Source organism: Saccharopolyspora sp. ASAGF58 (assembly GCF_012277335.1).
Lineage (GTDB): Bacteria > Actinomycetota > Actinomycetes > Mycobacteriales > Pseudonocardiaceae > Saccharopolyspora > Saccharopolyspora hattusasensis.
Genome location: NZ_CP040605.1, coordinates 2,437,380 through 2,464,368, shown reverse-complemented (window position 1 = coordinate 2,464,368; position 26,989 = coordinate 2,437,380). Strand labels below are relative to the sequence as shown.

Below are 26,989 nucleotides of genomic sequence, written 5' to 3'. Positions count from 1 at the left end.
GCCTCCGCAGCGTCCGATGCCTGGCCCGCCGCAGGGCCCGCCACCGGGACCGCCCGGTGCGGGCGGCCCGGCGTGGCCCGGCGAAGAGCCGCGCCCGGGCTCGCGGTCGGCGCCGCCGAACCAGCCGAACCCCCGGTGGCCGGGCGGGTCGGACCGCAGCGCGGATGAAACGCAGCAGAACACCCCGGTGCCACCGCCTGGCCAGCCCATGAAGTGGCCGGACACGGAGCCGCCGCAGGAGCAGACCGGCGCGTGGACGCCGTCGTTCGACGACGACGATGGCGACGACTCGGCGCTGGGCAAGCGGCTCAGCGGCGACTCGGGCGAACCGGAGAAGAACGGCGGGCGCAAGCTCGACCTACCCACCAGCTACTCGGCGGTTCCCCCGCCGCCGAACGCGGGACGGCAGGGGCCACCCCCAGCACCGCCCGGCGCGCAGCAGACCAGGCAGGGACCGCCGCCCCCGCCGCAAGGACCGCCGCCCGGGCGTCCGCCGCAGCCGCCCGACGGCGAGCAGCCGACGCAGAACATCCCGCAGACCCCGGCCGACGATCGCGACAGCGATCGCTGGCGAGGTGGAGCCGCCGCAGCCGGCGCCGCCGCAGGCGGGATCGCCGGTGCTGCCGCAGGCGCCGGGATGGCGGGAGCCGCAGGCGCCGCCGGAGCGGGCGCGGCCGGCGGAGCCATGGGAGCCGCAGGCGCAGCGGCGGGAGCCGCAGGTGGAGCTGGTGGCGGTGGGGGCGTAGCCCCCGAGCCGCAGTTGCTCACGCATCAGGAACAGGGCAGTTACAACTACTACGCCGACGACTACGACGACGACCCGTACAACAGCGGGTACGACGGGAATGATCGGGATGGCGACGACCTCGACAGCCGCAATGGCCATGACCGGTACCGGGACGACGACTTCGACGACGGCCCGGACGACTTCGCGGATCTGGACGATGACATGAGCGCCGCCCGAGCAAAACGCAGTCGGCTCTGGCAGCGGATCCGCCGGTCCTGCTACGTCGCCGCGGCCTTAGCCGTAGTGGTTCCGGCCGTCGTGTTCATCTACGGCTACATCTTCTGGGATGCGCCGAACGAGGCCAAGGTCATGAGCATGGACCGGCCGGTCGAGCTGCAGTACTCCGACGGCAGCCCGATGGGCCGCATGGACGTGCAGGGCTCGCGGGAGGTCCTGCACAGCATCAACGACGTGTCGTTGGCGATGCAGAACGCCACGATCGCGGCCGAGGACTCTACTTTCCGCACCAACCCGGGCTTCGACTTCCAGGGCATCCTGCGGTCGGTTTACTACCTGGTATCCGGTTCCGGCGTCGGCGGTGGTTCCACGATCACCCAGCAGTTCCTGAAGCTGGACCAGGACCTCAAGAAGGACCCGACGTACATCCGCAAGATCAAGGAAGTCGTGCTGGCGTTCAAGATCACGAACCAGCAGAGCAAGGACGACATCCTGCTCGCCTACATGAACACGGCGGATTACGGGCGCGGCGCCAACGGCATCAGCGCCGCGGCGCGGGCCTACTTCAACAAGAAGCCCAGCGAGCTCAACGCTGCCGAGGCGGCCGTGCTGGCCGGTGTGGTGCAGAGCCCCTACGGCGGCAACGACCCCGGCCAGAACCCGGAGAAGGGAAAGAAGCGCTGGGAGTACGTCGTCGGGCAGATGGACGAGAACGGCTTCCTGCAGCCGGGCGAGCGGGAGACCATGACGCTTCCCCAGACCCTGCCTCGCGGGGAGTGGAAGAAGAACAGCAGGCTCTCCCCCGAGCAGGACGCCATCTGGGAGGCCATCAAGCGGGAGCTGGAAGCCCAGGGCCTGTCCGAGAGTGACCTGTCCCGCGGTGGCTACACGATCAAGACCACCATCGATCCGGACACGCAGCAGAAGGCCGAGGCCGCTGTGAAGAAGGTGATGGCTTCGGAGCCGGAGACGCTGCGCACTTCGCTGGTCGCGGTCGACCCGAACAACGGCGAGATCCGGGCGTACTACGGGTCCAAGAACCAGATCGGCGACCTGGACTGGGCCAGCACCCCGCAGGAGCCGGGTTCGTCGTTCAAGCCGTTCGCGGTGATCGCCGGGCTCGAGAAGGGCAAGGGCATCGGCGAGTTCTACGACGGCACCGGTCCGCAGGTGATCGCCGGGCACGAGTTCAACAACTCGCCCGGTGTGAAATGCGAGGTCCCGACGCACTGCGGTGTCCGAGAGGCGATGACCAACTCGGTCAACACGGTGTTCGTCAACATGGCCGCCGACTTCGGCCCCAAGAAGGTGGCCGAGGCCGCGCACCAGGCCGGCATCCCGGAATCGACGAAGCTGGAAAGCCCCGACGGCAGCGTGGCCGCTGGTATCGCGCTGGGAATGTACCCGGTGCTCCCGGCGGACATGGCCGCCTCGTACTCCTCGTTCGTCAACGGGGGTAACAAGGTTCCGGCGCACTTCGTACAGCAGGCCGTCAGCCCGGAGCAGGGCGTATTCCCGCTCGCGACCGCGAAGCCGGAGCCAGCCTTCGGTGACGCGTCGACCAGCAAGGACATCGCCTACAACGTCTCGCAATCGATGCTGGACGTCGCCGCGCACTCGAAGGTTTCGTTGGCGGGCAACCGGCCAGTGGTGTCCAAGACCGGTACCCACCAGTGGCTCAACACCACGAAGAACAAGAACGCCTGGATGATCGGTGCCGTGCCGCAGATCTCCACCGCGGTGGCGATGCAGAACGACGACGGCGGCCCGAAACCGTTGGAGAACGCGAACGGCCAGAGCTTCTACGGCGGTGGCCTGCCCGCCAAGGTGTGGAAGGAGTTCATGGACTCCTTCCTCCAGGGCAAGAAGGTCGTGCCGTTCCCCGAGGGTGACAAGATCGGGCAGTTCGCGGACACCCCGCCGCCGCCCCCGCCGACGTCGGCGGCCCCGCCCACGTCCCAGACGTCGCCGCCGCCGACGTCGGAGCCGAGCGACACCGGCAAACCGGACAGGCCGACCACCAGCAAGGAGAAGCCGGGCCGCTGCAGCTGGCTGGACCCGAACTGCAACACCGACGGCGGCGGAGGCAGCGACCCCGGCGACGCATCGGCGAACAACGTGGCGCCGACCCCGACGAGGCAACAGTCCGGCTGAGCACCTGTTGAACAACGCCAGGGGCACCCGCGAGTCGGCGGGTGCCCCTCCGCGTTGTTGGGCCCAAGTAGCATCCGGTCGTGTCCACCTCGACCGAGCCCGCCAGCACCGAACCGCCGCCGTCCCCCGGCGGCAGTGTGAGCTCGGCGGTGGACAGCGATTCCCTCGGGCCGGCCGATCGCGTCTCGCCGACCTGGACCGAGCCGCTGGCGCAGAAGCTCAGCCTCCCCTTCGGCGGCCGGCTCGGGCGGCATGCGCAGGTCGGGCGGCAGTGGTTCTGGACGCCGCTGCGGGTGATCCTGCTGCTCGCGGTGCTGGTGCTGGCCGCCGCGTGGCTGTTCAAGGCGCCCTGCCAGGTCACCTACGAGACCGACCGCGGACCGCAGCTGGACTGGCGGAACAGCAAGCAGTACACCGCGATGTGCTACACCGACATCATCCCGCGCTACGGCCTGGGTGATCTCGCGCCGGACACCGCTTTCCCGTACAAGACCTCGTGGTTGGAGAACCCCGGCACGCCGCAGCAGCAGGTCCGGTACATGGAGTACCCGGTGCTGACCGGGTTGTTCCAGTGGATCAATGCGCGGGCCGCGGACGGTTGGGCGACCCTGGCGAGCTTCGGCTGGTTGCCCCCCGCCCTGACGAGCGTGCTGTACTTCAACATCTCGACGTTCTGGCTGGCCGCGGCCTGGTTGGTGACGATCTGGGCGCTGGTGCTGCTGTGCCGGCGACGTGTTTGGGACGCCGCGCTGGCGGCGGTGTCGCCGCTGGTCTTCGTGCACGTATTCACCAACTTCGACGCCCTGGCCACGGCTTTCGGCACTGCTGGGCTGCTCGCGTGGGCGCGGCGCAGGCCAGTGCTGGCCGGGGTGCTGATCGGGATCGGCGGCGCGGCGAAGCTCTACCCGCTGTTCTTCCTAGGCCCGCTGCTGGTGCTGGCCTGGCGGGCCGGGAAGCTGGCGGACGCGCTGCGCTCGGTGCTGGCCGCCGCGGTGGCCTGGCTGGTGATCAATGTGCCGATCCTCGTTCTCTTCCCCGTGGGGTGGCGGGAGTTCTTCCGGCTCAACAACGAACGACAGGCCGATCCGGACTCGCTCTACAACGTGCTGATGCACTTCACCGGCTGGGCTGGCTTCGACGGCCCGCTGCGCGACGGCGCCACGCCGACGGTGCTGAATTCGGTCAGCCTCGCCCTGTTCCTGGTCGCGTGCCTCGGCATCGGGTGGTTGGCGCTGGCCGCGCCGACCCGGCCGCGGCTGGCACAGCTGTGCTTCCTGGTGGTGGCGGCGTTCCTGCTGACCAACAAGGTGTGGAGCCCGCAGTACTCGCTGTGGCTGGTGCCGCTGGCGGTGCTGGCGATCCCGCGCTGGCGGCTGCTGCTGAGCTGGATGATCATCGACGCCGCGGTGTGGGCGCCGCGGATGTACTACTACCTCGGCACCGGCAACAAGGGGCTGCCGGAGGGCTGGTTCCTCGGCGCGGTGGTGATCCGCGACGCGATGGTGGTCGCGCTGTGCGTGCTGATCATCTTCGAGATCGTTCGGCCGGAGCGGGACAAGGTCCGCGCGGCCCTCGCGATGCGGGGCGGGCGCGAACCGGGTGCCTTCGATGACCCGAGCGGCGGCATCCTGGACGGAACACGCGACCGGTTCGTGTTACCCGGCATCGCCCGTTGGGGCAAGGAACGGTCCACATCCGGGGAGCAGAACCTAGCTTCGAGGCGGTGATCTTCTTCCACCCTGGAGGCGCTCCGCCGATGCACTGCGAGGTGCCCGCTCGGTCCCCGGCCGAGCGGGCACCGGCACGTTCGGGGTGCGCCGTGGGACTACGTCTGCGGGATGATCTGGGTCAGGGGAATCTCGGGGTCGCTCCCTGACGCGTCGCGCCGCCGTAGCGGCGAACATGAAGACATGACGACGTACCGAATGCCCCTGTCCCGGCCGAGCGAGAAGGCGATGATCGCGGGCGTGTGCGCCGGTCTGGCCGATCGGTTCGGCACGAAGCCGTTCACCATGCGCCTGCTGTTCCTGCTGTCCTGCCTGCTGCCGGGACCGCAGTTCATCGTCTACATCGTGCTCTGGATCCTGATCCCGAAGCGCTGAACTGGCTGCGTGGGGCCGGAACCGGCCACTTGCCGCTAGGAACGGCGGACGTACCAGGTCGTGACCAGGAGCGTGCTGGCGATCAGGATGCCTGCGGCGACGAGCGCGGAGCGGATGAGCAGCGCCGCGCTCACCGCCCCCGAGCTCAGCGCTTGGAGCAGCGGGAAGGCAAGCGGAACCCACTTCGCCAGCAACGCGATCGCGAACAGCGCCGCCGCCGCGATCACCGTGTAGCCGATGCGCCGGACGACCAGCCCGGAGCACGGCAGGGCGACGGCGATGCCGAACGACGCGCACACGACGTGCGCCAGCAGCCTTACGCCGAGATCACTCGGCGAGTAGCCGAGACCGTACGAGATCTCAGCCCAGGCGACGGTGAGCAAGGCGAGCCCGACCGAGCACAGCAACACCGCGAGCACTGTGCCGAGCAGCATCCGGGTCGTCGAGCCGACGTGAGTTTGAGTGACCGTGCGCTGCACGGCGTCCTCCACGTCGACGAGCGCGATCGTCAACCAACCCGCCAGGATCAGCAGCCCGGCCGCGGTAACCGCGAAACCGGGCAGCGCGGGGCCGTCGTTGTTGCTGTAGAAGATCGCGAGCAGCCCGACGTAGAGCAGCACCGGCGGCAGGTAGCGCTGCGAGTGGCCCAGCACGGCCAGCTGGTAGCGGACCAGCGGGATCATCGGCTGCCCTCCCGCACCCGCGAATCCACCGCGAGCACCGCGCAGCCCTGCTGGATCGCCTCGAGCAGCAAGGATTCCCGCACGGACACGACCACCACCAGTTCGTGCTCCGACCGTCGTGATTGGACTGCCTGCACGCCGGGCCGGATCGAGGAGTTCGAGCCGCCCGTCGGCGAGCCGGTGCGAGCGCGTGGCGAGCGCGTGGACCACTTCCGGCCGGTGATCGGTGAACACGACGACGGCGCCGGCCGCCGAGACCTCGCGGATCACCTCGGTGAGCACGGTGTGGGCATCGGGGTCCAGGCCAGACCACGGTTCGTCCAGCACCAGGAGCTCCGGCTCGCACAGCAGCGCCTGCGCGAGCCCGACCTTCTGCGCGTTGCCCTTCGAGAGCTCGCGCAGCGGCGTACCCGGGCCACCGGCGAGCGCAAACCGTTCGAGCCACCGGTCGGCCCGAGCCGAAGCCTCCGCAGTGGACAGTCCGCCGATCCGGCCGAGGTGGCGGAGGTAGGCGCGGGCGCTCATCCGCTGCCGGGCGGGAAACCGGTCCGGCACGTACCCGGTGCGCGGCCGCCCGGTGACGGTTCCGCCGGACGGCCGGGAAACCCCGGCGAGGATCCGCAGCAGCGTGGACTTCCCGGACCCGTTGGAGCCCAGGATCCCGACGGACTCACCGTCCTGCACGGCAAGATCAACGCCCCGGAGCACCGACCGGGCCCCGTGGTGCTTGGTAACCCCCGAAAGCTCCCGAACGGCCACCCCAACCCCCATCGCAGTCCGATTTCAATGGAAATCAGAGGTTCAATTTCCATTGAAATTGCACGAGTTGTCCACAACCTGCGGCGTGTCGTGATCCGACACGCCGCAGGGGTTCGATTTCAATGGAAATCGAGGGTTCGATTTCCATGGAAATTGCGGCGGTCAGCGGCGGGCGTGGGCGTCGAGGACGTAGGCCACGGCCGAGGTGACCTTTGCCGCGAACGCGAGGTGCAGCGACTCGTCCGGCACGTGCGCGTTGCTGTCCGGCCCGAGCGCCCCGGTCACCAGGAACTGCGCGTCCGGGTAGGCGTTGTGCAGCAGGCCCATGAACGGGATCGAGCCGCCGAGCCCCATCGTCCGCCAGCCGGCGTCGAACACCTCGTCGCTCGCCTGGTCCAGCGCCGCCACCAGCCACGGCGCGGGGTCCGGCGCGTTCCAGCCCAGCCCGGCCTCGGAGTGCCCGAAGGTCACCTTCGCGCCGTACGGCACGTCGGTGGTCAGCCGCTCCTGGACCGCGCGCACCGCCGCCTCCGGGTCGGCCGTCGGCGGCAGCCGGAAGCTCAGCACCAACGTCGTGAAGGGCCGCAGCACGTTGCCCGCGTCCGCAGGCTTGGGCAGTCCGTCGGCGCCGATCACGGACAGCGTCGGCCGCCAGGTGCTGTTCAAGGCGAGCTCGACCTCGTCCTCGTCGACCGGCCGCAAACCCTCCGGCCACGGCACGACGTTGCGCACCAGGCCGGGCGCGGCCTCGATCGCCGCCCGCGCCTCGGCGACCCGGTTCTCCGGGATCTGCACGTTCAGCTCGGGCACCAGGATCTCGCCGGTCGCGGCGTCCTCCAGCCGATCGAGCAGCTGCCGCAGCACCCGGAACGAACTGGGCGCGATGCCGCTGGCGATGCCGGAGTGCAGGCCGCTCTCGAGCACCTGCACCTTGACCTCCAGCGACACCATGCCGCGCAGCGAGTTTGTCAGCCACATCCGCTCGTAGTCGCCCGCGCCGGAGTCCAGGCACACCACCAGCGACACGTTGCCGAGCCGGCCGGACAGGTGCGAAAGGTAGGCGGGCAGGTCGGGGCTGCCGGACTCCTCGCCGGTCTCCAGCAGCACCACGCAGCGCGCGTGCGCGCCGCCGTGCGCTCGGACCGCCTCGATCGCGGTGATCGCCGCATACCCGGCGTAGCCGTCATCGGCGGCGCCGCGCCCGTACAGCCGGCCGTCGCGGACCACCGGGGTCCACGGCCCGAGCCCTTCGGACCAGCCGCCCAGCGGCGGCTGCTTGTCGAGGTGGCCGTAGAGCAGCACCGTCTCGTCCGGGGCGCCCTCGCTGGCTGGGATGTCCACCACCAGCAGCGGGGTGCGTTCCGGCAGCCGCACGATCTCGATGTTCGCGCCGGCGATGTCCCGCGCCGCGATCCACGCCCGCAGGTGCTCGATGGCGGCGTCGAGGTGCCCGGCGGCGGCCCACCCGGCGTCGAAGGCGGGCGAGATCGCCGGGATCTTCACCAGCTCGGAGAGGCTCGGCAGGACGGATTCGTCCCACGCCTTGTCAACGTTCTTCGCTACGGCTGCACGATCCACGCCGCGATCCTATGCCCGCTCCGACCTGGTCGTCGTGGATGGCCGGAACTGCTCAGCAGCCCCCGAGAGGCGTGCAGCTCGCTGGGGTAGCGGGCATGGACACGACCATGAAGGGCATGCCCGCCGCGGCGGACCGGGCTTCGATGTGGACCGCCCCGATCGCCTGCCCGATCGGGTCCCGCTGTCCGAAGCCCGCCAGCGTCGCCCGGTCCGCCGGGAACGGGATCAGGTCGTCGCCGAGCTCGCTGCCGTGCACGATCCCGGCGAGCGCGACGGTGCGCGGATCCTGCTTCGCCCAGCCGTTCAGCAGGTACCAAAGTCGCGAGAGCACCGAATTGCGGACCTTCGGGGCCGGCACGTAGCGCGTGCTGGCGAACGACCCGCTGGCCGCTTCGGGCCGGAGGAGCCCGCCAGCCACGAGGTGGTTCAGCCACATCTCGTACAGGCGAGCCTGCTCCCTCAAGAAGCTGGTCAGCCGGATCGCCGTGCGCCGCTGGACCAGCTCGCCGAACAGCTGGTCCAGGAGCGGGTGCCGCGTCGCGGTCGGATCGGTGACGAAGGCGTAGCTGCCGTCGATCATGATGCGGCGTTGCAGGGCCAGCTCGCCGATCACACCTGCGGCGACGGCGAGTCTGGTCGACGAGCCGCCGTACTCGTGTCCGGCGGCGGTGCGGCCGATCAACATCAGTTCCTCGGGCAGGATCAGTTCCACGATCGAGTCCTCAGCTGCCGGCCGTCGTGGCGGCGGTGGTCGCGGCCGCAGCTCCGGCGGCGATCGCGACCGTCGCGGCGGCGACCACGGCCTCAACGGCCTTGCCGAGCTGCTCGCCCTTGCTGATCTCCCTCAACCGCTTACGCTCGGCCCGCTCCAGGCCGAGCGATCGGACCAGGCCGGTCGCGTGCACCATCGCCGCGAGCAGCGCCTGCCGGTTGTCGAGTTCGACCTCGTCGCGGGCGACCTTGCGGATCTCCCCGATCAACGCCTGCCGCGCCGCGGGGTTCGGGAAGTACTTGTTGTACGGGATGAACAGCGCCGACTTCTGCTCGCAGCGCATCAAGCCCCGCTCAGCCAGCGCGGCGCAGTGCACCTTGCGCACGCCGCGCCGGTGCTGGATGAAGCTCGTCGCGGCCACCGGCTTGTTCGCCGCGCCGGCCTTCCGCGTCAGGAACGCCACGCATTCGTCGAGCCAGCCGATGCCGCTCGGACTGGCGTCGACCACCTGCACCTTCTTGCCGGCGAACTCGACCCGGTGCCGGAGCACGAGCTCGCCGAGCTCCGCCGCCCCGGTGTGATCGGACGTCGAGTAGTGCGAGCCGTTGTCCTTCTGGAGCAGCAGTACGAACTCTTCGGGCAGGGTAAGCGCGGTCATGCGCCCATTCTCCCAGTGAAACCGGCTTCACGTGGCTGAATGCCGCAGTCGTCAGCCCATCGCTGCGAGGAAGCGCGGCGTGGAGCGCCTCATCCGCCGGCAACCACGATCACCGCCGGAACCGCCGTGATGGCCACCAGCGCCGCAGTGACCGCGGTGCCGACGGTGTTGCCCAGGTCCTCGGCCTCGGCGATGGTCTTCAGCCGGGTCCGCTGGGCCCGGTCGAAACCGAGCAGGTAGAGCAGCCCACTGCGGTAGACCAGCGCGCTGAGCAGCGCCAACCGCCCGTCCACCGGCCGCTCGTCGACAGCGACCTCGCGCAGCTCGGTAAGCAGCGCCCCGCGAACGGCACGTTCCGGGTAGTAGCGGTCGTCGGGCAGCACGCCCAGGAACTTCCGGTGCTCGCGCCGCAGCAACCCGTGCTCGACCAGCACCATCCGATGCGTCGCGAACGCGCCGGTGCGGCCCTGCAACCACCCACTCAGCTCGACCGGGCGGTTCGCCCGTCCCGCCCGCTGCTGGAGGTCCGCGAGCGACCGGTCCATCCACGGCAGCCCGCTCGAAGCGGTGTCGACCAGGCGCACCGCCCTGCCCTCCAGCTCGACGCGGTCCCGCAGGGCCAGCTCGCCGATCTCGGCGGCGGCGGTCGCCGTGTTCGGGTTCGCGCTGACGTAGTACGTCCCGTTGTCCTTGCACATCAGCAGGGCCAACTCGTCGGGCAGCGCAAGCGGATTGGCGAACTCGGCCACGAGTCCAGTCTGTCCCATTTCCGCGCGGGCGGCTGCGGAGATCTCGGCTCACCTGCTGGTCGATCTCGCGACCGACGCGGGGTGAAACAGTGCAATCGGGTAAATAGGACTATCGCGGCGGCAGGAGGAACGCCTTCGCAATATCGGTACCGCGATGGTCCACAAAGCATTAGTCGGACCTCCATTACTTCGATGACCTGCGGTTTTCGCTTGATCGACGGCGAACTACGGTGATCTCACGGGAAGACGCCGGCCGTGCCGCGGCCGTGCCGAATCCCGGTGGCAGGGCTCACGGAAGCGGCCGGTTTCGTGCCAGGATGGCGGGGAGCGATCCAATCGCTCCGGCTGGAGCAACAGGTGACCCACCAGGTCACCGGCGCTCCGGTCGGGGCTGTCGGGCCACACCGCCACAAGCGGGTGGACCGGCGCGACACGAGGAGATCACGCATGTCCCCCGAGCAATGGACGCGACCCGAAGCCGAAGGCGCCGACGGCCCCCCTGCCGCTATCGCAGCGAAACCCACACGGGAGCAGGTGATCGCCGGTTTGCGCGCCACGAGCGAAGGTGGAGCTGACCTGGTTCAGCTACTCACCCCGGAAGGCCAACGGGTAACACACCCCGACTTCGACATCGACGTCTCCGACGCGCAGCTGCGCGACCTGTACCGGGACATGGTGCTGGTCCGCCGCGCCGACCGGGAGGGCAACGCCCTGCAGCGGCAGGGCCAGCTGGGCATCTGGGTCCCGCTGCTCGGCCAGGAAGCCGCCCAGATCGGCGCCGGCCGGGCGATGCAGCCGCAGGACATGGCGTTCCCCAGCTACCGGGAGCACGGCGTCGCCTGGTGCCGCGGCATCGACCCGACCGAGCTGCTGGGCATCTTCCGCGGTACCGACCACGGCAGCTGGGACCCGAACAGCACGCGGTTCCACCTCTACACGATCGTCATCGGCAACCAGTGCCTGAACGCCACCGGTTATGCGATGGGCCAGCGCTTCGACGGCAAGGTCGGCGACCCGGACGGCGAGGCCACCATGGTCTTCTTCGGCGACGGCGCCACCAGCCAGGGCGACGTGCACGAGGCCATGGTGTGGTCGGCGGTCTACGACGCCCCGGTGGTGTTCTTTTGCCAGAACAACCAGTGGGCGATCTCCGAGCCGATCGAGCGCCAGACTCGCGTGCCGCTCTACCGCCGCGCCAGCGGGTACGGCTTCCCCGGCATCCGGGTGGACGGCAACGACGTGCTGGCCAGCCTCGCGGTCACCAAGTGGGCGCTGGACGAGTGCCGCCAGGGCAACGGGCCGGTGCTGATCGAGGCGTTCACCTACCGGATGGACGCGCACACCACCTCCGACGACCCGACCCGCTACCGGCTGGCCGACGAGCAGGAGGCCTGGAAGCTCAAGGATCCGATCGAACGACTGCGGGTGCACCTGGTCCGCGAGCAGATCGCCGACCAGGGCTTCTTCGACGGCGTCGACGCCGGAGCCGACGAGCTCGCCGCCCGGCTGCGCGACTTCTGCTTCAACATGCCCGAACCACCACCGGAGCGAATGTTCTCCGAGGTTTACGCGGAGGACACCCCGCAGCTGGCCGCCCAGCGCGAGGATTACCTCAAGTACCTGGCCGGTTTCGCCGACGACGCGATGGCAGGAGGTGTGCGCTGATGGCCGCGCCCGCATTGGAGCGCCCGACCACAACGGCCGGCGCCCAGACCGTCACGATCGCCAAGGCGCTGAACATGGGCCTGCGCGCGTCGCTGGAACGGGACCCGAAGGTCCTGGTGATGGGCGAGGACGTAGGCAAGCTCGGCGGCGTCTTCCGGATCACCGACGGCCTGCAGAAGGACTTCGGCGAGCACCGCGTGCTGGACACCCCCCTGGCGGAGTCCGGCATCATCGGCACCGCGATCGGACTGGCCATCCGCGGCTACCGGCCGGTGTGCGAGATCCAGTTCGACGGGTTCATCTTCCCCGGCTTCGACCAGATCGTCTCCCAGCTGGCCAAGCTGCACTTCCGCAGCCAGGGCAAGCTGAAGATGCCGGTCGTGGTGCGGGTGCCCTTCGGCGGCGGCATCGGCGCCGTGGAGCACCACTCGGAGTCGCCGGAATCGCTGTTCGCGCACGTCGGCGGCCTGAAGGTGGTCTCCTGCTCGAACCCGGTGGACGCCTACTGGATGCTGCAGCAGGCCATCGAGTGCGACGATCCGGTGCTGTTCTTCGAGCCGAAGCGCCGCTACTACGAGAAGGCCGAACTCGACCCGAGCACGCCGCCGGTCCCGCTGTTCACCTCGCGTGTGGTGCGCGCGGGTTCGGCGGTGACCGTCGCCGCGTACGGGCCGATGGTGCGCACCTGCCTCGACGCGGCGACCGCCGCCGCCGAGGACGGCCTGGAGCTGGAGGTCATCGACCTGCGCACGCTGTCCCCGCTGGACCTGGACCCGGTGTTCGACTCGGTGCGCCGCACCGGTCGGCTGGTGCTGGTCAGCGAGGCGCCCGCGGAGGCTTCCGTCACCTCGGAGATCGCCACCCGGGTGCAGCAGGAGTGCTTCTACTCGCTGGAAGCGCCTGTGCTGCGCGCGACGGGCTTCGACACGCCCTACCCGCCCAGCAAGCTGGAGGAGGGCTACCTGCCCGACCTCGACCGGGTGCTGGACGCGGTCGACCGCTCGCTGACGTACTGAATGGCCCGTCTCCGAAACCGTGTTGCATCGCGGTGCGGGTAGCGGCCCCCTGCGGGAATTACAGACGCCGCCTGGACTGCGAAACCCCCGATTCGCGTATGCCCGATACGCGGCTTCGGGGCTGGCCTCGCCAAGGACCCCGACCGGGTTTGGGCACAGTCTGAGAACCCGCGGGGGTGCAGGTTGCGAGGGTGGGCTAAGCGGCTTCGCCGCTTCAAAGACAAAATCGAGACCGAGTTCGCCAACAGGCTCTGAGGGAGTCGTTCGATGGCACTGAAGCATTTCCCGCTGCCCGACGTCGGCGAGGGGCTGACCGAAGCGGAAATCCTCGGCTGGCGCGTCCGGCCCGGTGACACGGTCACCGTCAACCAGGTGATCGTCGAGATCGAGACGGCCAAGGCGTCCGTCGAGCTGCCCTGCCCGTGGGCCGGCACGGTCCGCGAGCTGCTCGCCGAGCCGGGGCAGACCGTCGAGGTCGGGTCGCCGATCATCGCGATCGACCTCGAAGGCTCGGCCGGCGAAGCGGCCCCTGCCGCAGCGTCCGGCAAGATCGGCGAGGAGTCCAACGGCCGCATCGCCACGCTGGTCGGCTACGGCCCGCGAACGGCGAGCGCGAAGCGCCGCCCGCGCAAGGGCCGGGCCGGGGAGCAGCCCGTCGCGGCGCAGGTCGCGAAGGTTCCGGCGCTGGCTCCCGAACCCGTAGCGGCAGCTTCCCAAGCGTCGCAGCAGGGCGGCTACGTGCCGCTGGCGAAGCCGCCGGTGCGCAAGCTGGCCAAGGACCTCGGGGTGGACCTGCACGCGCTGACCGGGTCCGGATCCGGCGGCGTGATCACCCGCGCGGACGTGCAGTCCGCCGCGGGTGGCGCGGCCGTGCTCACCAACGGAGCACCGGCCGGGCGGGAGCGGCGGGTGCCGGTCAAGGGCGTCCGCAAGGCGACCGCGCAGGCCATGGTGGACAGCGCGTTCACCGCGCCGCACGTCACCGAGTTCCTCACTATCGACGTCACGCCGATGATGGAGCTGCGGGAGCGCCTGAAGTCGCACCCGGTGTTCCGCGGCGTCAAGATCACGCCGCTGGCGTTCGCGGCGAAGGCCGTGTGCCTCGCCGCCCGCCGCACCCCGGACGTGAACGCCACCTGGGACGAGGCGGCCGGCGACATCGTCTACAAGGACTACGTGCACCTGGGCATCGCGGCGGCCACGCCGCGCGGCCTGGTGGTGCCCAAGGTCCGCGACGCCGACCAGCTGTGCCTGAAGGAGCTGGCGGAAGCGCTGGAGCGGCTCGCCACGACCGCGCGGGAGGGCAAGACGACCCCGGCGGAGATGGTGGGCGGCACGATCACGATCACCAACGTCGGCGTGTTCGGCGTCGACACGGGGACGCCGATCCTCAACCCGGGCGAGTCGGCGATCCTCGCGCTCGGCGCGATCCGCGACATGCCGTGGGTGGTGGACGGCCAGGTGGTGCCCCGCAAGGTGTGCCAGCTGGCGCTGAGCTTCGACCATCGGGTCGTGGACGGCCAGCAGGGCTCCCAGTTCCTGGCGGACGTCGGCGCCATCCTGTCGGACCCCAGCATGGCCATCACGTACTGACCGAGCCGAAGGGCACCTCCGACCGGCTAAGCCGTCGGAGGGCCCTCGGTCGTTCACCGGCGTTTGAAGGTGCGGGCGCCTTCGGCGGGCGTCCAGTGCTGGATGACCAGATGGGTCTGGTCGTCGGAGACACCCGTCGTCGTCACCTCGGTGATTTCCAGGCGGAAGAGGTGCGAGTCCTCGCTCGGCGGCTTGACCTCTTCGACCCAAGCGCGCAGCTCATCACCGGTGACCTCGACCGCCCGGCCGGCGATCTTCACGTCCGGGCCCGCCATCGAGCCGTCGCCGGGGTTGGCGTGCAGCGCGAACCGGGGGTCGCGGCGCAGGTCCAGGGCCTTCCTGGAGCCCGGCATCGAACCCAGGGTCAGGTCCGGGCCGCGCCAGCCGACCTCAGTGCCGCTGACCCGCGGCGAACCGTCCCGACGCAGGGTGGCCAGCACGTGGTGCTTGGCGGCCTCCAGCTGCGCCCGGGTGGTCTTCGCCAGTTCGGGAGCCTGTTCAGCGAATTCCTGCCACGTCGTCATGCGCGCCATCGTGACAGGCGGCACCGACGGCGCGGGGAATGAAGCGAACAGGCCGTTCGCCTCAAGTACAAGTCGGGTCAGCCGCCCTTGCGCCGCCGCCCGCCGCGTCGGGAACCGCTGCCGGTCGATGCCACGACCGGCTCGGCCGCCTCCGCGGATTCGTCCGCCGCCGACGACTTCTGCTCGTCGTACTCGCGGAGGAAGTCGAACGCGTGCTGGTCGAAGTCGTGGATGTCGAGCTCGGGCAGCTCGCCGAGCTCCTTGTTCAGTTCCCGGAAGATCGGTGTCTCCAGGTCAGGGGTGGTCTTCTTCACCGCTTCGCCCTCCCGTTCACTCTCGAAGCTGTGGCCGGGCCGCCGCGAGCGGCGTCGTCGCCCACCGCGTCACGTTCCGAGCCCTCCCCGCGGATCTCGCCTGGAGTGGCCAGGCACCGCAAGGCGCTAGTCCCACGCTGGCGTGACGCGTGCCGGAGCGGATGATGACTCCGCGCCGACGACGTTCATTCGTTCGGACCAACGTCAATGGTGCACCTGCCGAGTCGTGCTGGTGCAAGGGACCCACGAAATCGTGCACCTTCGAACACCAACCCGAGCGTGGTTTGTGCAATTCCGCACCGTGGCGAGCACCACTGTCGCGAATCCGGGCAAAACATGGTCAACCGCGCATCCCGGACGGTCCGGCGGAGGGTGAATTCGGGACCATCCCGGCGGCTGGGCGGCAGGCACGACGTGCGGAAATCGGCGTCCACGCGGGTGGGCCGGTACCACGGTTCGCCTGGCCTGAACCCTCCGATCGAGTCCCGTTGCGAGGTCCGCGGCCACGGCCCGCGACGGCTGCCACGCGATACGCATCGAGGAACCCTTCGGACATCCCGCGGTGCTGTCACCGGCTGACGGCGCGACTTTCGAAAGATCCCCGGAATCGGGCCGCCGCGGAAACCCGCGACGGCCCGGCTCAGGTCAAGCGATGTGCCGGCCGGAGATGGCCCTGGCTACGACCAATTGCTGGATCTGTTCGGTGCCCTCGAAGATGTCGTAGATCTTGGCGTCCCGGTGCATCCGTTCCACCGGGAACTCCCGGGTGTAGCCGTTGCCGCCGAGGATCTGGATCGCCCGCTCGGTCGCCCAGGTCGCCACCCGGCCCGCCTTGAGCTTCGCCATCGAGCCCTCGCCCGCGGTGAAGCCGCCGTTGCTGCCCAGCCACGCCGCCCGCCACACCAGCAGCCGCGCGGCGTCGATCTCCATCCGCATGTCGGCCAGGGTGAACGCGATCGACTGGTTGTCGATGATCGGCCGCCCGAAGGTCTCCCGCTGCTGCGCGTACTCCAGGGCGGTCTCGTAGGCAGCCCGCGCGATGCCGATGGCCTGCGCGCCGACGGTCGGGCGGGACAGCTCGAAGGTCTTCATCGCCGCCTGCGCGCTGGCCTTGCCGCCCTCGCGGGTGCGGGCCAGCCGCTCGTCCAGCTTCTCCTTGCCGCCCAGCAGGCAGTTGCCGGGCACCCGCACGTCGTCCAGAAACACATCGGCGGTGTGCGAGGCGCGCAGCCCGTGCTTGCGGATCTTGCTCGGCGACTCCAGGCCTTTGGTGTCCGGTGGCACCACGAACGCGGCCTGGCCGCGGGAGCCCAGCACGGGGTCGACGACCGCCTGCACGACGTGCACGTTCGCGATCCCGCCGTTGGTCGCCCACGCCTTCTGGCCGTTGAGCACCCACTCGTCGGTGGCCTCGTCGTACACCGCGCGGGTGCGCATCGCCGCGACGTCGGAACCGGCGCCTGGCTCCGACGAGCAGAACGCCGCGACCTTCGGGTCGTCCGCGTCCCCGTAGCACTGCGGCACCCACTCGGCCAGCTGGTCGGGCGTGCCTGCAGCGAAGATCCCGGCGACGGCGAGTGTGGTGCCGAAGATCGCCATGCCGATGCCGCCGTCGCCCCAGAACAGCTCCTCGTTGGCGATCGGCAGCGACAGACCGGTGTCGTCGGCCCAGAACGTGGCCAGCGTTTCGAAGCCGTAGAGCCCGATCTTCGCCGCCTCTTGGATGATCGGCCAGGGGGTTTCCTCGCGCTCGTCCCATTCGCGCGCGGCGGGGCGGATGGTCTGCTCAGCGAAACCGTGCACCCAGTCGCGCAGCTCCTGCTGCTCCTCGCTCAGTTCCAGGGAGAAAGTCATCGCCGTCCTGTCAGTCGTCTTCGTTGAAGCGCGCCGCCGCGCGAAACCGGTTCGGGGAAAAGCACTCAGGCTTTGGGGATTTGGAACAGTTTGGTCAGCCCGGCTGCGAAACCGAGGTCGCCGGCGACCTTCAGCTTGCCCTTCATGAACAGCATGGGTGCCGAGGCGTTGCCGGCGGCCAGCTTCAGGAATTCGGCCGGGGGCGTCGTGATCGTCACCCTGGGCTCGTGCTGCGGGTCCTTGCTGACGGTGCACTTGCCGCCGGCCAACACGCACTCGTAGCGCAGCAGGTCGTCGTCGCTGCCGATGCGCCACCGCACCACGGCATCGGTCGAGCCCGCCTTCTCGGACTTGTAGTGCTCACCCATCCGCCGGAACACCTCGTCGAGGATGCGTTCGCGCAGTTCGGGGTGGTCCATAACGGCTTCGAGCTGCTCGTCGGAGGCGCGTGTGATCAGCCGCGCGAACTGCTCCGGTCGCAGCGCGCTCAGGTCCACCGGGGCGACGCTGCCTGCGAACTCGGAGGCGGCCGCGAGCAGCGCGACGAACTCCGCCTTGCCGACCTTCTTGGGGTCGACCTCTCCGAGAGCCGCGATCGGGTCGACCTCGGGTTGGGGCATCAATGCAACCTCCATTACCTACTCGTAAGTAAGACTATGTTCGAGTAGGTTCGAAGGCAAGTGGGCGCGACCGATCTGATCTGATCTAGCCTGGCCGGAAAGGACCAGAGTAAGAGGTGAGATGGTCGATCGTCAGGACAATGGCCGCCCCCGGTCGCGGCGCCTGCCGCGGGCGGTTCGCGAGCGGCAGATCCTGGACGCCGCGGTCGAGGTGTTCGCCACGCGCGGTTTCCACACCGCGTCGATGGACGAGATCTCCGAGGTCGCGGGCATCTCCAAGCCAATGCTCTACGCCTACCTGGGGGCCAAGGACGAGCTGTTCGTCGCCTGCATCCGGCGCGAGGCCGCCCGGCTGATCGACGCGATCAGCGTGGCGGTGGAAGCCGGGTTGAGCCCGGCCGAGCAGCTGTGGCGCGGCCTGCGGGTGTTCTTCGAGTACGTCAGCCGCAACCAGGCGGGCTGGGCGGTGCTGCACCGGCAGGTCAACCAGGGCGAACCGTTCGTCTCGGAGCTGGTGGAGTGGCGGGAGCGAGCGACGAGCGTGATCGCCGCGCTGCTGGCGCAGGCGACCGAGGAGTCGGCGCAGCCGATGCAGCCGGAGCAGGCCGAGCCGTTCGCGGTGGCCCTGGTCGGGGCCGGCGAGTCGCTGGTGGGGTGGTGGTTACAGCACCCCGAGCACACCGCCGACGGGATGGCGATGCGCCTGATGAACATGGTCTGGATGGGCTTCAGTGATCTAGTCGAAGGCCGCTCCTGGACACCCGACCAATGACCGTCCGCAATTTCAATGGAAATCAGTGCACTGATTTCCATTGAAATTGCGGAAGTTGTCCACAGCCATCGGCGTGTCGGGGTCCGACACGCCGATGGGCCGCAATTTCCATTGAAATTGCGGTGACCTCGGGTCAGCGCACGGAGCCCAGCAGGTGGGGCTTGCCGGAGTGCCGGAGTGCCGGAGTGCAGGGCGAATCCCCAGCCGGTGTCCTGTCGGCGCATCGTGAAGTCCACTGTGGACGACAGTTGCACCGGCTTGCGGACGTCCACTTCGTACGCGTCCGGCAGCCGCTCGGCGAACGCCGCCAGGCAGCGGGCCTTCGACCACATGCCGTGCGCGATCGCCCGCGGGAAGCCGAACGCCTTGGCCGTCAACGGGTGCAGGTGCGCGGGATGTCGTGAGTGCAGAAACCGGTTCTTATCGGCATTCGCACTCACGACTGTCAGGCGCCCAGCAGGCTCTGCCCGCAGACCCGGACGACGTTGCCGTTCACCCCGGCCGACGCAGGGTCGGCGAACCAGGCGATGGTCTCCGCGACGTCCACCGGCAGGCCGCCCTGGGGCATGCTGTTCATCCGCCGCCCGGCGTCGCGCACGAACAGCGGGATGGCCGCGGTCATCTTGGTCTCGATGAAGCCCGGCGCGACCGCGTTGATGGTGGCCCCGCGACCTGCGGCTGCCCCGGCGGTGGACTGCACGTGCCCGATCACCCCGGCCTTGGACGCCGCGTAGTTGGCCTGCCCGACGTTGCCCGCGATGCCGCTGATCGAGGCGACGCCGATGATCCGCCCACCGGGCCGCAGCGGGGAGTCCGCGACGAGTAGGCGCTCGTTGACCCGCTCCTGCGCGGTCAGGTTCACCGCGAGCACCGCGTCCCACTGTTGCGGCGTCATCCGGCCGATCGTCTTGTCGCGGGTGATCCCGGCGTTGTGCACAACGATGTCGAGGCCGTCGTGGCGCTGCGCGAAGTGTTCGGCGATCCGGTCGCCGGCGTCTCCGGCGGTGATGTCCTGCTGCAGCGTCGAACCGCCGATGCGGTTGGCGACCTCGGCGAGGTCGCCGCCCTGCGCGGGCACGTCGAGGCACACCACGTGGGCGCCGTCGCGCGCGAGGGTCTCCGCGATGGCTTCGCCGATGCCCCGCGAGGCGCCGGTGACCAGCGCGATCTTGTCGCGCAGCGGGCTTTCCCAGTCGAGCTCGGGGACTTCGGCCGGGCCGACCCGGACCACCTGACCGGACACGTACGCGGACTTCGCGGAGAGCAGGAACCGCAGCGTGCCACCCGACCGCAGCGGTCGGTCTGCCGGATCGTCGGTCCGAAGAACTCGTACAGCTGGCGCAGCTGCTCGCTGCTGCCGGCTGCAGGGCGAGCGGCTCGGCGAGTTCGTCGCCGGTGCGGTGCTCGAGCAGGTCGACCTGAAGGTGACCTAAGACACATGTGGATGCGTGTGTAACGAGAAGCCGTGGGACGTCGATATGCAGGATGACCCCGCGGTGCTGTCGGACCCCCGACCTGGCAGCATCGCGGGGCTTTCCAATTCCGGCACGCCTGCCGGTATCGGGCGCTTCGCCCACCCACCACCTGAAAACCCGACGGCCCGGGCGTTATTCCCGGGTGCGCCGATGATCCGTCGATGCGCGAAAGGAGTCTTGGGTGCAAACCGCCATCGTCCTGATCGGAGCCCTGGTCCCTACCCTGGCGGCGACCGCCTACTACGTCCGAGACCGAGCCAGCCGCTGACCACCCGCACCACGGCTCACGGCCGCGGCAACAGCACCGCGACTTGAGCCATGCCCTCCAGCAGTGCCGGATCGGGGTTGCCGCTCACCGGAGCCGCTTCGGCGCGCACGAAAAGCGTCCCCTTCACGCGCGACTCGTAGTGCTCGCCGGTGAACGACACGCCCTGCGCGGCGAGGACGCTGTGCCCGAGCGCGGTGACGTCGCCGGTGCCGTCGCGGTAGTCGAGGCGGTCCAGCTCGCGCGCCGCGCGTGACGTGCGCATTTGCACCCAGGCGATCGAGACGACCGCGGTGTTGCCGTGCTCGTCGGCGAGCGGCACCAGAGTTCTGGTCATGGAGCGGCAAGGCGTCTGGATGAAGAAGTCCCGCACCTGCCCGAAGGAATGCAGGACGCAGTCGACGTAGTGCTCGGGGGCCCGCTGCCTGGTGACCCGCAGCCGCATCTGCTGCCAAGCCTTGTCGGGCTGGCCGTTGCGAGCCGGCTGCTTGGCATTGCTCGTGCGGATGGAGATGCTCTCCCCGGCGATGGAACCGGCGCCGCCCGTGACGGCCCCGCCGCCCGTGTACGCCGCGAGCGCGACCGCAGTCGCGCCGGCTGCGGCAACGACTCCGCCCCGGCCTTTCCTGCCATTGATCGGGTACCTCGTCCCGTCCGGGCGCATGCGAAATTCGACCAATGTGTGAACCCTCCCCAGATCGACGACCAAAGATCTTGGTCGCTGTACGCCGTTGCGACAGCCATCTGAATCGAGTTCACCTGGATGGCGTAGCGGCGATAGGAGCTCCGGCTCGTCGGCTTTCGCGGCAAGGTGCTCGTCCTCGACTTCTGGACGTTGTAGACCACAGAATCAGCTCTTCCGACTGCTACGTCCGACCGGTTGCTAGCGTGCCTTCGCATGCCAGTGACCGGAGGCTCCTCGGTGGACGAGTTGAAGTTCGAGCAGGACCTGGTGCGGTCTCTACTACGGGATCAGCATCCGGATCTCGCGGACCTTGAGCTCCGAGACGTCGACGGAGGCTGGGACAACCAGCAATGGCGCCTCGGGGAGGAGCTGGCCGTGCGCTTGCCGCGCACGGAGCGAGCGCCGGCTCTGCTGCAGGCGGAGCAGACGTGGCTGCCGGTGTTGGCCGAGCGCCTGCCACTACCAACGCCCGCGCCGGTTCGCATCGGCAAGCCTTCGAGCCTGTTCAAGCACACCTGGACGATCGCGCGCTGGGTCGAGGGTGAGCCGGCCGATCACGCGCCGATCACCCGCATCGAGGCGGCCGAGGTCCTCGCCGGGTTCCTTGGGGTGCTGCATCACCAGGCGCCGGCTGACGCCCCGGCCAACCCGACGCGCGGCATCCCGCTGTCCGGTTTGCGGCAGGAGTTCGATGGCTGGCTCGCTGTCATTGCCGACTACCCGGACGCTGACGCCGCGCGGGAAGTTTGGGAGAAGGCCGTCGCGGTGCCCGCCTGGCAGGGCTCGCCGCTCTGGCTGCATGGTGATTTGCATCCGGCCAACGTGGTCGTCCGGGACGGGATGCTCGCTGGGGTGATCGACTTCGGAGATATGTGCGCAGGCGATCCCGCGACCGATCTTTCAGCCGCTTGGATCTTGCTCCCTGCCGGCGCGGCAAGTCGGTTCTTCGACGCCTATGAGCACGCCGACGAAGCTGCCATCGCCCGGGCCCGAGGCTGGGCCGTCGCGCGTGCCCTGAACCTGATCTGGATCGGACAGCGTGGCAGGCTCGGTCTGCCCGGGGGTAAACCGACCTGGGAGCCGGCGGGCTACGCCACACTCGAACGGGTCCTGGCGGCGAACTGATCGCGCGGCTTCGCGTCAAGGACGACGAACTCGCTCGCCGGGTCCCCCGGGAGAACATCACTGCGGCCGATTGGTACGAGCGCGACGGCACGCAGGCACATTCTTGATCGTTGTCGGTGCCTTACGCTGTCCGCGTGACAGCGCCTCAAAATCCTTGGTCACAGCAGCAGTTCCAGCCGGCGGGTAACCAGCAGTTCCCGCCACAGCAGCAGTCTGGCCGACCGAAAGCGCCTGGGACGGTGATGTTCGCGACCTTGATTGGCATCGTGGTGCCGATCCTCTCGGCGGTGCTGACCGTTATCAGCTTCGTGGTCCTCGCGCTGCAAGTCATCAGATATCTCGATGCCTGGTTAGGCCCGCTCATCTTCAACGTGGTCAACACGTTGGGCACCCTCGTGCTTACCGTGCTGTGGGTGATCTTCGCGTTCCGGATGCGCGCTGGCCGGAACTGGGCTCGGACCACACTCGCGATCCTCGCCGTGGTCTGGCTGCTCTACGGCCTTTTCGGCATCATCCAGATGCTCATCACCTTCGATTTCCAGCTGGGGCCTCTCATCAGCCAGCCGGGCGCGATCATGGCCAGCATCGAGTTGTTGATGGTGCTGGTCGCGATGCCGCTGTTCCTCGTCCTGGCGTTCCTCAAACCGTCGAACCAGTACTTCAAGGCCACAAGCAGTCGATGAGCTACCTCCGCTGCAACAGCGCGAGTTACTCGTGATCGACAACGCCGAGCTGGACGCCCCGATCTTGGTCGGTGCCCGATGACGGCCTACGCGGATTCGTTGGCTCGAACTCGCCGCGTGAGGTGGTCGTCCTGCGTGCGTACCCAGGCAACACGTCGTTGAGATGTGTTGTTCACTCAAGACGTGAGTGAACAGCAGCGAGTGTTCACCCGACAGGCGCGCAAAGAGATCACAGGCTCCTCCGGGCGACCAGTGGATGCGTTGCAGGCTGGCGGAGGTCCCCGCCGCGACCAGGAAGCGTCTCCTACGCAGTGACCGCTCGTTGCGGCGGCGCGGATCTGCTCGCGGGGCGACCAACGCTGACCGACGACCGCACCCCTGTTCGTCCGCTTTCGGCGTGAGCGGCTCATGCGGCCAAGGGTGCGGACTGTCGGTGGTCTTCCGCAGGCTGCGCCTCATGATCCTCTGGTCCCTGACCGACGTGGAGCGCGCGATCCGAGCTTCCTGGGTTCTGACACCTGTGCCCCGGAAGACATCCCCGCCTGGCACCCCGGCAATCCGGCCCGCGGCCAATGCGGCACCACCGCCCTCGTCCTCAACGATCTCTTTGGTGGCGACCTTATGCGGGGCGATGTTCATCGCGGCAGTGAATGGGTCGACTACCACTGGTGGAACCGCCTCGGCGGCGGCGTGGAACTCGACCTCACCCGAGGTCAGTTCGCCTCCAACGAGCTCGTCGGCCCTGGTGGTGGTGAACCCGTCTCTCGCCCGGACGGCAAGACCCGCCTCGATACGGAGTACGAAACTTTTCGAAAACGAGTACTGACATATCTCGAGTGCCAGCCCACGCAATGACGTGTGCGTATGACTCGTGTGAACGTGTGGGTGCCTGACGAACTAGCAGAGTGAGCGCGCGAGGCCGAACTCAACATCTCGGCGTTGACGCAGGCTGCCATAGCCGCTGAGTTGGCGCGCACCGCTACCGATGCATGGTTGGCGACGCTTCCTGTGCCGCGTGGGCTCACCCATGAGGCAGCCGCTACCGCGCTCGATGCCGCGCGTGAGGAGTTCGGTGCGTGAGCGCAGCAATGAACGCAGTGGTACTGGATGCCTCCGTGGCGGTTGATCTGCTCGCTGGCACCGACTACGCCCCAGCGGCGATCGACCGCCTGACCAGGACCGAGCTACACGCTCCGGCGCACCTGGACGCTGAGGTCATCTCAGCGCTTGGTCGAATGCAGCGCGCGGGTGACCTCGCTGTCGCCGATGTCGAACTGGCCCTGGACCGCCTCACAGCCATGCCTGTTACTCGTCACCCGTTGCCAGGCCTGCTGACTGGGGCATGGGCACGGCGCGCGGACGTGCGTCTGCTCGGCGCGCTTTATATCGCGCTGGCCGACCATCTCGGACTTCGCGTACTGACCACTGACCACAAACTGGCGAGGGTGTGCCCGAATCTGACCGAAACCCTGTGCCCACCGAACTAACGGTGGACAGTGAGACGTGACTTAGGAGTCCGTGCCTTCAGGAACAGCGGCTGGGCGTGTGCTGTTGACTCCCGGTGTGAGTGAGCAGCAGAAACGTCGCGTCCGTGTCCGCGCTCCCGAACTGGTGGGCCGCCAGTGGCTGAACACCGGCGGGAAGGAACTCCGGCTCAAGGACTTTCGCGGCAAGGTGCTCGTCCTCGACTTCTGGACGTTCTGCTGCATCAACTGCTTGCACGTGCTCGACGAACTCCGGCCCCTGGAGGCCGAGTTCGCCGATGAGGTCGTCACCGTCGGCGTGCACTCGCCGAAGTTCGAGCACGAGGCCGACCCCGATGCGCTGATCGCCGCCGTCGAACGCTACGCCGTGCACCACCCCGTGCTCGACGACCCGGAGCTGACCACCTGGCAGAACTACGCCGTCAAGGCTTGGCCGACGCTGGTCGTGGTCGACCCGGAGGGCTACGTCGTGCACGTCGCCGCAGGTGAGGGGCACGTCGAGGCGCTGCGCAGCGTGATCACCGAGGTCATCGCCGAGCACGAGGCCAAGGGCACGCTGCACCGTGGCGACGGTCCGTACGTGCCGCCGGAGGCGCCCGCGACGACGCTCCGCTTCCCGGGCAAGGTCATCGCCCTGCCCGGCGGCAACCTACTGGTCTCCGACTCCGCGAACCACTCGCTGGCGGAGTTCGCCGCCGACGGCGAGACGGTCGTGCGCCGCATCGGCACCGGTCAGCGCGGTCGCGCCGACGGCGCTGCCGCCGAGTTCGCCGAGCCCGCGGGTCTCGCCCTGCTGCCGCGGCGCGTCGCCGAGCAGGTCGGCTACGACGTGGTGGTCGCTGACACCGTCAACCACCTGCTGCGCGGCGTCCGGCTCGCGGACGGCCAGGTCACCACGCTGGCCGGGACCGGCGAGCAGTGGCGCGACGGCTCGGACAGCGGGCCCGCGCTGGAGACACCGCTGACCAGCCCCTGGGACGTCGTCTGGTGGGAACCGGCCGGCGGAGTCGTGATCGCGATGGCGGGCAACCACACGCTCGGCCTGTTCGACCCGGTCGCCGGCGAGGTCCGGCGGTTCGCCGGGACGACGGTCGAGGGCCTGCGCGACGGCGCGGCGGACGAGGCGTTCTTCGCCCAGACGTCCGGGCTGGCCGACGGCGGTGACCGGCTCTGGCTGGCCGACTCCGAGACGTCGGCGCTGCGCTGGGTCGAGGCCGCCGACGGGGGCTTCGCGGTGCGAACCGCCGTCGGCACCGGGCTGTTCGACTTCGGCCACGCCGACGGCCTCGCCGACAAGGCGTTGTTCCAGCACCCGCTCGGCGTCGCGGTGCTGCCCGACGGTTCGGTCGCGGTCTGCGACACCTACAACGGTGCCGTCCGGCGCTACGAGCCGGCGATCGGTGAGGTTTCCACGCTGGCCATCGATGTCGCGGAGCCGTCTGGCGCGACCGTGGTGGACGGTGAGCTGGTGGTGGTCGCCTCCGCCGCGCACCGCCTCGAGCGGCCGGTGCCGCCCGGCGTCGCGGCCCGTCTCGTCGAGGGGGCGTCGCAGCAGGTCAAGCGGCCGGCCACGGAGATCGGCAGCGGCACGGTCGAGCTCGCGGTGGTGTTCACGCCGCCGCCGGGCACCAAGCTGGACGAGCGCTATGGGCCGTCGACGAGGCTGGAGATCACCTCGTCGCCGGCGGACCTGCTGGTCGAAGGCGCCGGCGTGGGCACCGGCCTGACCCGCCGTCTGGTGCTGGCCGACGGCATCGAGCAGGGCGTGCTGCACGTGGTGGCGCAGGCCGCCAGCTGCGACGAAGACCCGTCGGTCGAGCACCCGGCCTGCCGTTTGACCAGGCAGGACTGGGGCGTGCCGATCAAGATCACCGCAGCCGGGCCGAAGCGGCTGCCGCTGGTGATGGGCGGCCTCGACGCCGAGGAGTGACGTCCCGCCGTGCAGGTAGAGGCCCGTGAGTGGTTTTGGGTGCCATAGCCCCGAAAAATGCTCACGGGCCCTGAGCAGCGGAAACCGGTGGGCCCTCGGGGGGTTTCGCCGTGGTGCGCCGGGAAAGCCGCGCGCCGGACCGGCCCTGGCTGGTTGGTCACCCGGAAGCGGCAAGTAAACTTTTCGGGTGACCGATGCCAAGCTCGAAATCCAGATGCTGCACGACCGGGTCATGGTGCGCATCTCTCCGGAATCCGGGGAACGCCGCAGCAGCGGCGGCATCGTGATTCCGGCGACCGCCCAGGTGGCCAAGCGGCTGCTGTGGGGCGAGGTCTTCGGTGTGGGCAGTCACGTGCGCACGGTGAAGGTCGGCGACCAGGTGCTGTTCAACCCAGACGAGCAGTTCGAGTTCGAGGTCCAGGGCCAGGCGTACCTCGTGATGCGGGAGCGGGACCTGCACGCCGTAGCCAGCGAGCGCACCGAACAGGGCACCGGGCTGTACCTGTAGATCGGCGTGCCCGAGTCGGGCAGCGGGCCCGGCCTACCGGTCGTTCCGCTGTGCGTGCGAGGGTGTTCGCCGCTGGGTCGGTGCCCCACCGGCCACTGACAGTTCCACGTGCCCCAC

Annotated in this window: 23 protein-coding genes and 1 pseudogene; 13 read left to right on the top strand and 11 right to left on the bottom strand. The window is 69.2% G+C overall.

The window, feature by feature from the left end:
* Window positions 1–16: 16 nt before the first annotated feature.
* The 3 genes from FDZ84_RS11635 to FDZ84_RS11625 all read left to right on the top strand — a co-directional run bounded on the left by FDZ84_RS11635 (window position 17) and on the right by FDZ84_RS11625 (window position 5,220).
* Complete coding sequence (locus FDZ84_RS11635; protein WP_168585897.1) at window positions 17–3,118, top strand: transglycosylase domain-containing protein; 3,102 nt, start codon at window positions 17–19, stop codon at window positions 3,116–3,118.
* A gap of 80 nt (window positions 3,119–3,198) precedes the next feature.
* Window positions 3,199–4,845, top strand: coding sequence for a glycosyltransferase family 87 protein (locus FDZ84_RS11630; protein WP_371812836.1), 1,647 nt, complete (start codon window positions 3,199–3,201; stop codon window positions 4,843–4,845).
* Window positions 4,846–5,043: 198 nt separating this feature from the next.
* The gene (locus FDZ84_RS11625; protein ID WP_168589986.1) at window positions 5,044–5,220 is read left to right on the top strand and encodes a PspC domain-containing protein; all 177 of its coding nucleotides are present in this window, start codon (window positions 5,044–5,046) and stop codon (window positions 5,218–5,220) included.
* Between the two features lie 35 nt (window positions 5,221–5,255).
* Here the strand turns inward: FDZ84_RS11625 and FDZ84_RS38795 are convergent, their stop codons facing one another.
* From FDZ84_RS38795 to FDZ84_RS11595, 5 genes are all read right to left on the bottom strand, one after another.
* Window positions 5,256–6,662, bottom strand: a complete 1,407-nt coding sequence (locus FDZ84_RS38795) for an ABC transporter ATP-binding protein (RefSeq protein WP_246868950.1) — start codon at window positions 6,660–6,662, stop codon at window positions 5,256–5,258.
* A 162-nt stretch (window positions 6,663–6,824) separates the two neighbouring features.
* The gene (locus FDZ84_RS11610; RefSeq protein WP_168585895.1) at window positions 6,825–8,240 is read right to left on the bottom strand and encodes a M20/M25/M40 family metallo-hydrolase; all 1,416 of its coding nucleotides are present in this window, start codon (window positions 8,238–8,240) and stop codon (window positions 6,825–6,827) included.
* A 52-nt stretch (window positions 8,241–8,292) separates the two neighbouring features.
* The gene (locus tag FDZ84_RS11605) at window positions 8,293–8,952 is read right to left on the bottom strand and encodes a GPP34 family phosphoprotein (protein ID WP_168585894.1); all 660 of its coding nucleotides are present in this window, start codon (window positions 8,950–8,952) and stop codon (window positions 8,293–8,295) included.
* A 10-nt stretch (window positions 8,953–8,962) separates the two neighbouring features.
* A complete protein-coding gene (locus FDZ84_RS11600; RefSeq protein ID WP_168585893.1) occupies window positions 8,963–9,610 on the bottom strand; it encodes a GPP34 family phosphoprotein in 648 nt (215 codons plus the stop codon).
* An 89-nt stretch (window positions 9,611–9,699) separates the two neighbouring features.
* The gene (locus FDZ84_RS11595; RefSeq protein ID WP_168585892.1) at window positions 9,700–10,377 is read right to left on the bottom strand and encodes a GPP34 family phosphoprotein; all 678 of its coding nucleotides are present in this window, start codon (window positions 10,375–10,377) and stop codon (window positions 9,700–9,702) included.
* 429 nt (window positions 10,378–10,806) lie between these two features.
* Here FDZ84_RS11595 and pdhA point away from each other — a divergent pair, with 429 nt between their 5' ends.
* The 3 genes from pdhA (at window position 10,807) to FDZ84_RS11580 (ending at window position 14,633) form a co-directional block, all read left to right on the top strand.
* Window positions 10,807–12,024 (top strand): pyruvate dehydrogenase (acetyl-transferring) E1 component subunit alpha, encoded by a 1,218-nt coding sequence (pdhA, locus tag FDZ84_RS11590; RefSeq protein WP_168585891.1) that lies wholly within the window; start codon window positions 10,807–10,809, stop codon window positions 12,022–12,024.
* Entirely contained in the window at window positions 12,024–13,040 is a 1,017-nt protein-coding gene (locus FDZ84_RS11585; protein ID WP_168585890.1) for an alpha-ketoacid dehydrogenase subunit beta, read from the top strand. Before pdhA ends, FDZ84_RS11585 begins: the two co-directional genes overlap by 1 nt.
* A 267-nt stretch (window positions 13,041–13,307) precedes the next feature.
* Window positions 13,308–14,633, top strand: a complete 1,326-nt coding sequence (locus FDZ84_RS11580) for a dihydrolipoamide acetyltransferase family protein (protein ID WP_168585889.1) — start codon at window positions 13,308–13,310, stop codon at window positions 14,631–14,633.
* Window positions 14,634–14,686: 53 nt separating this feature from the next.
* On the opposite strand, the gene FDZ84_RS11575 is transcribed toward FDZ84_RS11580, so the two are convergent.
* From FDZ84_RS11575 to FDZ84_RS11560, 4 genes are all read right to left on the bottom strand, one after another.
* Window positions 14,687–15,157, bottom strand: coding sequence for a pyridoxamine 5'-phosphate oxidase family protein (locus FDZ84_RS11575; protein ID WP_168585888.1), 471 nt, complete (start codon window positions 15,155–15,157; stop codon window positions 14,687–14,689).
* Window positions 15,158–15,234: 77 nt separating this feature from the next.
* Window positions 15,235–15,471: a hypothetical protein gene (locus FDZ84_RS11570; protein WP_168585887.1), complete on the bottom strand. Its 237-nt coding sequence runs from the start codon at window positions 15,469–15,471 to the stop codon at window positions 15,235–15,237.
* 645 nt (window positions 15,472–16,116) lie between these two features.
* Window positions 16,117–17,325, bottom strand: coding sequence for an acyl-CoA dehydrogenase family protein (locus FDZ84_RS11565; RefSeq protein ID WP_168585886.1), 1,209 nt, complete (start codon window positions 17,323–17,325; stop codon window positions 16,117–16,119).
* Window positions 17,326–17,390: 65 nt separating this feature from the next.
* Window positions 17,391–17,945, bottom strand: a complete 555-nt coding sequence (locus tag FDZ84_RS11560; RefSeq protein ID WP_246868949.1) for an SCP2 sterol-binding domain-containing protein — start codon at window positions 17,943–17,945, stop codon at window positions 17,391–17,393.
* A 121-nt stretch (window positions 17,946–18,066) separates the two neighbouring features.
* Here FDZ84_RS11560 and FDZ84_RS11555 point away from each other — a divergent pair, with 121 nt between their 5' ends.
* Window positions 18,067–18,717, top strand: coding sequence for a TetR/AcrR family transcriptional regulator (locus FDZ84_RS11555; protein WP_168585884.1), 651 nt, complete (start codon window positions 18,067–18,069; stop codon window positions 18,715–18,717).
* A 445-nt stretch (window positions 18,718–19,162) separates the two neighbouring features.
* Here FDZ84_RS11555 and FDZ84_RS11545 read toward each other — a convergent pair.
* Both FDZ84_RS11545 and FDZ84_RS11540 read right to left on the bottom strand, forming a co-directional pair.
* Window positions 19,163–19,996: pseudogene (locus FDZ84_RS11545) on the bottom strand (3-oxoacyl-ACP reductase); the annotation flags it as partial.
* A 480-nt stretch (window positions 19,997–20,476) separates the two neighbouring features.
* Window positions 20,477–21,136, bottom strand: a complete 660-nt coding sequence (locus FDZ84_RS11540) for a hypothetical protein (RefSeq protein WP_168585883.1) — start codon at window positions 21,134–21,136, stop codon at window positions 20,477–20,479.
* Between the two features lie 219 nt (window positions 21,137–21,355).
* Between FDZ84_RS11540 and FDZ84_RS11535 the strand changes: the two genes are divergently transcribed.
* The 6 genes from FDZ84_RS11535 (at window position 21,356) to FDZ84_RS11510 (ending at window position 26,872) form a co-directional block, all read left to right on the top strand.
* The gene (locus tag FDZ84_RS11535) at window positions 21,356–22,267 is read left to right on the top strand and encodes an aminoglycoside phosphotransferase family protein (protein WP_168585882.1); all 912 of its coding nucleotides are present in this window, start codon (window positions 21,356–21,358) and stop codon (window positions 22,265–22,267) included.
* A 242-nt stretch (window positions 22,268–22,509) separates the two neighbouring features.
* A complete protein-coding gene (locus FDZ84_RS11530) occupies window positions 22,510–22,950 on the top strand; it encodes a hypothetical protein (protein WP_168585881.1) in 441 nt (146 codons plus the stop codon).
* A 420-nt stretch (window positions 22,951–23,370) separates the two neighbouring features.
* The gene (locus tag FDZ84_RS11525; protein WP_246868948.1) at window positions 23,371–23,805 is read left to right on the top strand and encodes a hypothetical protein; all 435 of its coding nucleotides are present in this window, start codon (window positions 23,371–23,373) and stop codon (window positions 23,803–23,805) included.
* A 221-nt stretch (window positions 23,806–24,026) separates the two neighbouring features.
* Window positions 24,027–24,437 carry a type II toxin-antitoxin system VapC family toxin gene (locus FDZ84_RS11520; RefSeq protein ID WP_246868947.1) on the top strand — a complete coding sequence of 137 codons (411 nt, stop codon included), beginning with the start codon at window positions 24,027–24,029 and terminating at the stop codon, window positions 24,435–24,437.
* Window positions 24,438–24,513: 76 nt separating this feature from the next.
* Entirely contained in the window at window positions 24,514–26,364 is a 1,851-nt protein-coding gene (locus tag FDZ84_RS11515) for an NHL domain-containing thioredoxin family protein (RefSeq protein ID WP_246868946.1), read from the top strand.
* Between the two features lie 187 nt (window positions 26,365–26,551).
* The gene (locus FDZ84_RS11510) at window positions 26,552–26,872 is read left to right on the top strand and encodes a co-chaperone GroES (protein WP_010313054.1); all 321 of its coding nucleotides are present in this window, start codon (window positions 26,552–26,554) and stop codon (window positions 26,870–26,872) included.
* The last annotated feature ends 117 nt before the right edge of the window (window positions 26,873–26,989 follow it).

Coding starts and splice junctions, on each gene's coding strand:
- FDZ84_RS11530 (WP_168585881.1), top strand. CDS start 22,510: ATGTTCGCGACCTTGATTGGCATCGTGGTGCCGATCCTCTCGGCGGTG.
- pdhA (WP_168585891.1), top strand. CDS start 10,807: ATGTCCCCCGAGCAATGGACGCGACCCGAAGCCGAAGGCGCCGACGGC.
- FDZ84_RS11585 (WP_168585890.1), top strand. CDS start 12,024: ATGGCCGCGCCCGCATTGGAGCGCCCGACCACAACGGCCGGCGCCCAG.
- FDZ84_RS11625 (WP_168589986.1), top strand. CDS start 5,044: ATGCCCCTGTCCCGGCCGAGCGAGAAGGCGATGATCGCGGGCGTGTGC.
- FDZ84_RS11560 (WP_246868949.1), bottom strand. CDS start 17,945: ATGCCCCAACCCGAGGTCGACCCGATCGCGGCTCTCGGAGAGGTCGAC.
- FDZ84_RS11535 (WP_168585882.1), top strand. CDS start 21,356: ATGCCAGTGACCGGAGGCTCCTCGGTGGACGAGTTGAAGTTCGAGCAG.
- FDZ84_RS11575 (WP_168585888.1), bottom strand. CDS start 15,157: ATGACGACGTGGCAGGAATTCGCTGAACAGGCTCCCGAACTGGCGAAG.
- FDZ84_RS11635 (WP_168585897.1), top strand. CDS start 17: ATGCCTGGCCCGCCGCAGGGCCCGCCACCGGGACCGCCCGGTGCGGGC.
- FDZ84_RS11565 (WP_168585886.1), bottom strand. CDS start 17,325: ATGACTTTCTCCCTGGAACTGAGCGAGGAGCAGCAGGAGCTGCGCGAC.
- FDZ84_RS11555 (WP_168585884.1), top strand. CDS start 18,067: ATGGTCGATCGTCAGGACAATGGCCGCCCCCGGTCGCGGCGCCTGCCG.
- FDZ84_RS11600 (WP_168585893.1), bottom strand. CDS start 9,610: ATGACCGCGCTTACCCTGCCCGAAGAGTTCGTACTGCTGCTCCAGAAG.
- FDZ84_RS11580 (WP_168585889.1), top strand. CDS start 13,308: ATGGCACTGAAGCATTTCCCGCTGCCCGACGTCGGCGAGGGGCTGACC.
- FDZ84_RS11595 (WP_168585892.1), bottom strand. CDS start 10,377: ATGGGACAGACTGGACTCGTGGCCGAGTTCGCCAATCCGCTTGCGCTG.